At 73.2% G+C, this 1,778-nt stretch carries 1 protein-coding gene; it reads right to left on the bottom strand.

Annotated elements, in window-relative coordinates; all coding sequences use genetic code 11:
- Nucleotides 1–1,778: acetate--CoA ligase (acs, locus tag AB0N07_RS50610; protein ID WP_365847711.1), on the bottom strand; the 1,778-nt coding region annotated here is incomplete at both ends.

A 1,778-nucleotide genomic window follows, 5' to 3' on the forward strand; every position in this document is an offset into this window, starting at 1 on the left:
CTGGAGGCTCGTGGTGTCCCCGAGCGCGGTGCCCTGGTGCAGCTGCGTCAGCAGCCGCCGCATGATCTTGCCTGAGCGGGTCTTGGGCACGTCGGGGACGAAGACCACCTCGGCGGGCTTGGCCACGGGCCCGATCACCCGTCCCACGTGCCGCCGCAGCTCCTCGGCGCGGTCGGCGGCGGAGGCGCCGGGGCCGTCGTCGCCGGCCAGCCAGCCCTCGTGCGCCACCACGAAGGCGACGGCGGCGTGCCCGGTGGTCTCGTGCGGCACGGGGCACACCCCAGCCTCGATCACCTCCGGGTGCGCCACGAGGGCGGACTCGATCTCGATGGTGCTCAGCCGGTGCCCGGAGATGTTGATGACGTCGTCCACGCGCCCGAGGATCCAGACGTCGCCGTCCTCGTCCCGCTTGGCGCCGTCACCGGCGAGGAACCAGCCCGCCTCGCCCTGGTCCGCGTAGTCCTCCCAGTACGAGTGGAAGTAGCGGGCCGGGTTCCGCCACACGGTCCGCGCCATCGACGGCGAGGTGCGGGTGACCACGATCCGGCCCTGCAGGCCCTCGGGCGTGGGGGCGCCGTCGTCGTCGACCACGGCCACGTCCACCCCCGGCAGGGGCCGGGAGCCGCAGCCCGGCTTGAAGGCCGTGTCCGTGGGGCGCGGGGAGAGCACGGTGGCGCCCGTCTCGGACTGCCACCACGTGTCCACCATCGGCAGGTCCGGGGTGTCCCGGCCGATCTGGGTCCGCGCCCATGTCCAGGCCTCCGGGTTCACGGACTCGCCCACGGTGCCGATCAGGCGGATCGAGGACAGGTCCGGGCCGCCGTCCGCGTGCGCCGGGATCCCCTCCGGATGCCAGCCCTTGAGCGAGCGGATCAGGGTGGGCGCCGTGTAGTAGCTCGTCACCCGGTAGCGCTCGATCACCTCGAAGTGCCGGCCCGGGTGCGGGGCGTTCGGCACGCCCTCGTAGATCACCTGCGTGACCCCGTTCGAGAGCGGACCGTAGATCTCGTAGGTGTGCGCGGTGACCCAGGCCAGGTCCGCGGTGCACCAGTGGACGTCGTCGTCGCGCCGTGCCGGGTCCGGGTGGGAGAACAGGAAGTCGTGCGTCCACGAGGCCGCGGCGAGGTACCCGCCGGAGGTGTGCACGAGCCCCTTGGGCTGTCCCGTGGTGCCGGAGGTGTACATGATGAACAGCGGGTGCTCCGCGTCGAAGGCGCGCGGGGTGTGGGTGTCCGGCTGGCGGTCGACGACGTCGTGCCACCACAGGTCCCGGCCCTCGGTCCACGGGATGTCCCGGTGGCCCGTGCGGTCCAGGACGAGGACGTGCTCGATCGCGTTGTCCCCGGACACGGCCTCGTCCGCGTTGGCCTTCACGGGGACGGCGGCGCCGCGGCGGAACTGGCCGTCGGTGGTGACGAGCAGCTTCGCGCCCGTGTCCTCGACGCGGAACCGCAGCGCCTCCGCCGAGAACCCGCCGAACACGAGCGAGTGCACGGCCCCGATCCGCGCGCACGCCAGCGTGATGACGATCGTCTCCACGAGCACGGGCAGGTACACGACGACGCGGTCGCCCGCCTCGATGCCCAGCTCCTCGAGGGCGTTCGCGGCCTGGGCGACCTCGCGCTGCAGCTGCGCGTAGGTGACGGCGCGGCGGTCGCCGGGCTCGCCCTCGAAGTACAGGGCGACCTTCTCCCCGCGCCCCGCCGCCACGTGGCGGTCCACGCAGTTCACGGCCACGTTCAGGGTGCCGTCCTCGTACCAGCGGATCTCCGGGCCGC

The organism is Streptomyces sp. NPDC051172 (assembly GCF_040682555.1).
Taxonomy (GTDB): Bacteria; Actinomycetota; Actinomycetes; order Streptomycetales; family Streptomycetaceae; genus Streptomyces.